This is a genomic window from Cupriavidus taiwanensis (assembly GCF_900250115.1).
Lineage (GTDB): Bacteria > Pseudomonadota > Gammaproteobacteria > Burkholderiales > Burkholderiaceae > Cupriavidus > Cupriavidus taiwanensis_B.
The window spans coordinates 593598-599597 of sequence record NZ_LT984805.1 but is presented as its reverse complement, the minus strand read 5'-3'; the positions used below and the strand labels follow the sequence as shown (position 1 = coordinate 599597).

The following is a 6000-nucleotide window of genomic DNA, read 5'->3' as shown; positions in this document are numbered from 1 at the left end:
TCTTCAATTCGGAGGGCGGATCACCTGACCGTCCAACGCACGCAGAAAAGGACCTCTTCCGCCGCCGTCTGCCGGAGCTGATCCTCGATTTGGTCGAGAAGTTCGTCCTTGTGCCACTCGACGTCTTTGGCAGCACCGTCATATTCGCGCCAGGCTTCGTCGCGCTTCTTGTCGAGGTCTCGCAGTTTCTTCTGGACCTCGAGCTTCTCAGGAAGCGTCGGGGCACAGCGCGCCTGCTTCTTGAGCTCGTTGATCCGGTCGTCATAGTCCTTGAGCTCCGCCTTGAGCCCTCGGCGCTTGTCCTCTGCCCAGCCGTTGAGCTTCTCCATTTCCTCATCGAACCAGACCGCCTGCTGGGCCGCGAGCCCTTCGAGGATCTCATTCTTCCGGCGATTGGCAGCGTCGCGAACCGTTGCGTCGCCGTCGATCTCTACGGTTCGGACGATCTCCGCGGGGATTTCAAGAAACCTTCGGACTGTGTCTTCCGGGACAGCCAATCCGCCGTCAGTCATGGCCGTCAAGATGATATGGTCTTGGGCGTCCGCCCCATAGATTGATAGCTTCGTCGCGAGGAGGTAGCCGGACATCCCGACAAAAGGCTCGATGCTGGCCGCTTTCCTCGCTTGGTCCGAATAGACGAACTCGATCGTGGCCTCAGGAAGGGGGCGCCCGGCCGCGGAGGCAATCACCGCCTGGGCCAACGGATGCCCGATCCGGTACCGGTGTGCTTTCCCCGGGTCCTTTGCGAGTGCATATGCGCCGACGGGGATCTCTTGCTCTGGAAATGGGTTGGCCAGAAGCCGGAAACGGAGCTCTTCCGCGTCGAAGTCAGCCTTGTCCTCGAGCTCGCGGCGCGTTAGCGCCCAGAGCATCGATTCATGCCTATTGATGTAAGACCGGCTTTCGTCCAAGTTGACCCTCAGGCGGTCATGGACCTCCGCGTCGAAGTTCTCGAGGAGCTTCTGCCGTGTGTCCTCCATCGTCGAGATGATGTGCGCATCCATTTCTTCCTGGAGCTGTCGGAAATTGCCTTCGATCTCCGCGGGGGTACGGCAGTTCTGGTAGATAGCGACGATGCGCTTCTCGAATTCGACTCCCGATTCAATTGCGCCGAGAACCTCGTCGCTTGCACCGAAGACGCCGGAGAACAGCCGAAACTTCTCAGAGAGGAGCTCAAAGACCCGCCGGTCGGCTTCGTTCTTCCTGTTCAGAAAATTGACCACTACGACGTCGTAACGCTGCCCGTACCGGTGACATCGGCCGATTCGCTGCTCAATCCGCTGAGGGTTCCAAGGGAGGTCGTAGTTCACCACCATCGAGCAGAACTGTAGGTTGATGCCTTCGGCCGCTGCCTCCGTCGCGATCATGACTGTCGCGTGATCGCGGAAATAGTCCACAAGCGCTGCACGAATGTCAGCGGTGCGGGAGCCGGTGACCTTGTCAGTCCCTTTATTCGCCTCCACCCATTCGGCATAGATGGCTTTCGACTTCTTGTCGGAGTTCGACCCGTTGAACAGCACCAGCTTACCGGCGTACCCATTCTCCGTAAGCAGGCACACCAGGTAGTCCTGCGTTCGCCGCGACTCCGTGAAAACGATGGTCTTCTCGGCCGCCCCGAGCTCTCTAGCTTTCTCGAAGCCTGCGCGGAGCGCTTTCAGAAGCGCCATGCCCTTCGCATTCTCCGAGATTGAGACCGCGAGGGCCCGAAACTCCTCGAGCGACGCTATCTCCTCGTCAATTGATGCCACGTCTTCCGCGGTAAGCGGTTCTGGCTGGGCGTCCGCACCCCATTCGTCGGCATATTCCTCGAACTCCTCGAAGTCGTCCTCAATGCCGTCGCCGGACCGGGCGGCGGACGCGTTGCCAGGGAGCTGTTTGCGGAGTTTGTTGGCGAGGGACTCCAAGGCGCCAGCAATGGCGAAGGTCGACGACGCGAGCAGCTTGCGGAGGATCAGCGTCATCAGTTGTCGCTGCGAACTCGGAAGAGCGTATAGGGAGGGGCGCCGTAGGTAGTCTGAAACCATCTCGTAGAGGGTGTGTTCGACGTCGGACGGGACGAACTCCTCTGTGATCGGAATCCGGTTCGTGTACCGGATGTACTCGAGTACCTGCCGGCGGAGAGTACGGTGGCAGACGGGCTTAAGCCTCGCCTTCAGCTCGTTGAAATTCCCGTCGCCGTTAAGCCGGGCAAACTGAGTCCTGAAGCTCCTTGCGTCGCCGAAGGCGTAGTCGTCAATGATGCTCACAAGTCCATAAAGCTCGAGGAGAGAGTTCTGGAGCGGAGTCGCGGTGAGCAGGAGCTTCGGTGCGTTAGCCAATGCCCGCTTCAGGGTATTGCCGATCTTGTTGTCGGGTCGGTAGACATTCCGAAGTCGGTGGGCCTCGTCCATGATCACCAAGTCCCACCGGGTCGTCATTAGTTCCTCGGCGTGCTTCGCTGCGAACTGGTATGAACAGACCACCATCGAAGGCTGCTCGAACGGGCGTCGTACCCCGGACTTTTGGAGCTGAAGGTAGTTCTTTGCCTCGAGGATCACTGTAGGCAGGAAGAACTTTTCCGCCATCTCCTGCGTCCACTGCTTGCGAAGATTCGCGGGCGTTACGATTAAGATCCGTCGCTTGCCTTCTGCCCATTTCTGGGCAAGCACGAGCCCCGCTTCTATTGTTTTTCCAAGGCCGACTTCGTCCGCAAGAATCGCGCCCTTCGAGAGGGGGGACCTGAACGCGAAAAGCGCCGCCTCGAGCTGGTGCGGGTTAAGGTCGACCTGGGCGTCAAGAAGCGTTCCGGCGAGCTTCTCAGAGTCCGCCGCGGAGTAGCGGCGGCTCAGCTCGCTGGCGAAGTACTTGGCGTGATAGGCAGTAATCACGGGCGTTACTCTTTTGTTGGGGGCTGGCTCTGAGCCGTAATCCAGGCATCCAGCTCCGCGCGCTTAAATCGCCAGGCGGTCCCGACCTTGAATGCCGGGATCTTCTTTGCCGCAGCGAGGCGATAGACGGTGCGTTCGTTGACTTTGAGGTACTCAGCCACTTCCGAAACTGTCAGTACGTCATCCGTAGAAAGACTCCCCCCCATCGCCGGTACCCTAAGAATGTCGATAAAGTTCAAGAGGATACATCACGACACGCCATTGCCCTAAGCATTGCCTTCTGCGGTATCGAGCCCATACCGCCTGCTTATGCTTGTCCCAACGATCCTGACGTGACGGGGGAACGACTGTCCGAAAACGACCGGTTGCGTACTTGAGGGTCGCCCGGGATTCGTAAAAAGCCGCCACATCCTGGGCAAGCCTCTGATTTTGCTGAAATATTTCAGCACTCCGGTACCCAGCTTTGTCCTTGATGGCTCTTATCCGACCCTGAAAAACTCCACGCTCTGCCCGGCATTGACCGCCCGCTTGAGCCACGACGGCATCTCGCCCTGCCCGTCCCAGGTCAGCCCTTCGGCATTGCGGTAGCAGACCGGCGGCGCCGCAGGTGGCGGAGGGGGCGGCGGCGGTTCAAAGCACCCCGCCGCCTGCAGTGCCTCCAGGGTCAGCCCATAGTCGGCCATCTGCGCCTGGATCCAGCGGATCGCGGCCGCCCGCTCAGTGTTCGTTGCCATCGTTGCCGTCGCTGCTGTCGTTACCGTCATCCGGGTGGCCGGGCCGCGCCGGCGCCCCCTGCTCTTCGTTCTGGGCTTCCGGCGCGGTCGGCGCCGGGCCGCCGGTCTTGCGCCGCCGTCCCCCACCGCCGTCGCGCTCGCGCGGCGCCGGGCGCAATTCTGCCAGCAGCTGGCGCGCGAGCGCCGCTTCGGCTTCGGCGCGCTCGGCCCGGCGCTGCACCGCGGCCAGTTTCGCCTGCACGGTGTCCCGCTCGCCGGCTGACTGGCGCTGCGCCTGCTCGGCGGCCGCGAGCCGGTCGGTGAGCGCCGCGGCCTGGGCCTCGAGCCGGGCGCGGGCCTCGGCCTGCGCCACCGCGGCGTCGCGCGCCTCGTGGCGCGCCGCTGCCAGTTCCGTACGCAGGTCTTCGGCCGCGCGCTCGCTCTTCTGCCGTGCGGCGCTCCTGGTCCAGTTCGCGCGCAACGCGCGCCGCTCGCTGGCCTCGGCCCGTTCCTGCGCGATGGCCACCTGTTCGCGGGCGCGCTCGAGCTCGGTCGAGAATTGGGTGCGCAATGCCTCCAGCTGACGCCGGCCAACCTCCAGTTCGGCGCGGCCCGCGTCGAGCCGGGCCTGCGTCGCGGCGTGCGCCTGCCGCTCGGCGGCCAGTGCCGCCTGGGTTTCCTCGATGGATTGCCGCGCCGCGGCGCGCTCGGCCTCGGCGGCGCTGGCGGCCGCGCGCGCCTCGGCGCGCAGCGTGGCGAGCTCCCCGGTGGCGGCCTCGTTGGCCGCCTGCCAGATGGTCCGGACCGCCCCGGCCGCGATGTCCTTCAATGCATCCGGCAGGTCGGGGTGGTCGATGGTCACGCGCGTGCGCCCGCGCAGCTCCTGCCAGAACGCCTGCAGCACCTCGGCCGGCGTGCCCATGCTGCCCTTGCGTACCAGGCTGTAGGGCTTGTTGGCGGTGGGCGTGACGCCATAACGGAAGAACAGCAGCCCGCAGACCTCGCGGTACAGCGCGCGGGTCTCGGGAAAGCGGCTGCGCAGTTCCGCCACATCAGCGGCCAGGTCAGCCTGCAGCGCGGCGTCGTGGTCAGGCGTTGGTCTATGACTTCATCACGCCGGGCCCCCACCCGCGGAACACTCCCCGGAGCTGTTGGTGAATGACTAGGACTGCGGCGTGCCCGAACAGGCCACAAGGCCCACCGCATGCACGTTGGGCCCTTGGCGGGCCAGACCAAGGATTATGACCTTAACCTCGCCGACGAAGCCCTATGCCACTGGCATCTCATTCACGCCGTCCCCTCACTGGGTGGTTCATAGTCGTTGGTAATGGTGCCAAACCGATGACCTTGCTCGCTCATCAGGCGAGCCCATGCCGATTTCGTCATGGCATAGCCGACTGCGTCGGAACCAAAGCTCAACTGTTCAACGGCATCGCGTAACGCCTCCGGCTGTCCCTCGATAGCGATCCGGAGACAATTGTCAGCCCCGTTGTACAAGACGAGCGCGCCTCCGCTAACCGCGTACCGCACGCCCGGCAAAGAGGTACGCGCTGCCAATGATGGTTCTGCTACGCGCAGCGGCTCGGCAGTCTGCTCCTTGAAGCTATTGGCAACACAGTCTTCTTTGGACCGCCACGCTGCGACTCTTGCCTCGAAAGCCCGCGTCTCCTCGAGGTGCTTCTGATAATCTGCTTCGCATTGGGCTTCCAGACGTGCGCGGAGCTCGTCCTGCTTTCGATTCACCAGCCACTTCTTGCGAGGATCATTCCGGAATAGCACCGCCGCCAGTTCGCCAACCGTCGACGGTCGCTGGCGACTCAGATCGATCTCGACCGCGGCATGACCGAGTTCTTGCAGGCGGGCGAGCTTCGACTGCCCAACCTTATGGGTCACGGCAATCTCGACGAGCAGCAGCCGGTCACCATAGGTGATCACCACGTCGGGCCGCACGTCAAAGAGCAAGTGCTCCAAGGCGACCGATTGCGGATAGATAGTCCGTCCCGGCAGTGATCCCCTGGCCCGAATCGGAATCACCGGGCCCTGGCGCTCAACCACCACGTCAACGCCCGGTACCGCAAACTCCCCTCGTTGTGCAATCAGTACCTTGGCCAGGTGATGAAGCACAGTCTCGTGTGCCCACCGACATTCCGCACCGGAGTCGTGCGCGAACGAGTGAGCCCGCACGGCCCCATGGCGGGCGATCAGTGGCTCGTTGCAGGCGGGGCAGACGCAACCACATTGCTTGCCGTTTGGTACCGCATCGACGTGGCGCAGGACGCCCATGCCGTCCAGGGCGAAAGTCAGCATCGCTTCGGTACCGCCATGCAACGTCAATGCGGGCGGATAAACAAGCTCGTCGCCCGACCCGGGCGCGTGTATTTCGTCTGGGTTGATCAAGCGCTCCCCCTCCTCGATCATGG

At 63.0% G+C, this 6000-nt stretch carries 5 protein-coding genes; all 5 read right to left on the bottom strand.

Annotated elements, in window-relative coordinates:
• Positions 1 to 20: 20 nt before the first annotated feature.
• A complete protein-coding gene (locus tag CBM2586_RS31930) occupies positions 21 to 2867 on the bottom strand; it encodes an SNF2-related protein (protein ID WP_025586729.1) in 2847 nt (948 codons plus the stop codon).
• A 5-nt stretch (positions 2868 to 2872) separates the two neighbouring features.
• On the bottom strand, positions 2873 to 3073 hold the full coding sequence (gene mads1, locus CBM2586_RS31925; RefSeq protein ID WP_012354864.1) for a methylation-associated defense system helix-turn-helix domain-containing protein MAD1: 201 nt from the start codon (positions 3071 to 3073) through the stop codon (positions 2873 to 2875).
• A gap of 273 nt (positions 3074 to 3346) precedes the next feature.
• Positions 3347 to 3601 (bottom strand): H-NS family nucleoid-associated regulatory protein, encoded by a 255-nt coding sequence (locus CBM2586_RS31920; protein ID WP_012354863.1) that lies wholly within the window; start codon positions 3599 to 3601, stop codon positions 3347 to 3349.
• Positions 3585 to 4631: a DNA-binding protein gene (locus CBM2586_RS31915; protein ID WP_012354862.1), complete on the bottom strand. Its 1047-nt coding sequence runs from the start codon at positions 4629 to 4631 to the stop codon at positions 3585 to 3587. The genes CBM2586_RS31920 and CBM2586_RS31915 overlap by 17 nt, the downstream gene beginning before the upstream one ends.
• Before the next feature lie 236 nt (positions 4632 to 4867).
• Positions 4868 to 5977: a competence protein CoiA family protein gene (locus CBM2586_RS31910; protein WP_240074691.1), complete on the bottom strand. Its 1110-nt coding sequence runs from the start codon at positions 5975 to 5977 to the stop codon at positions 4868 to 4870.
• Positions 5978 to 6000: the final 23 nt, after the last annotated feature.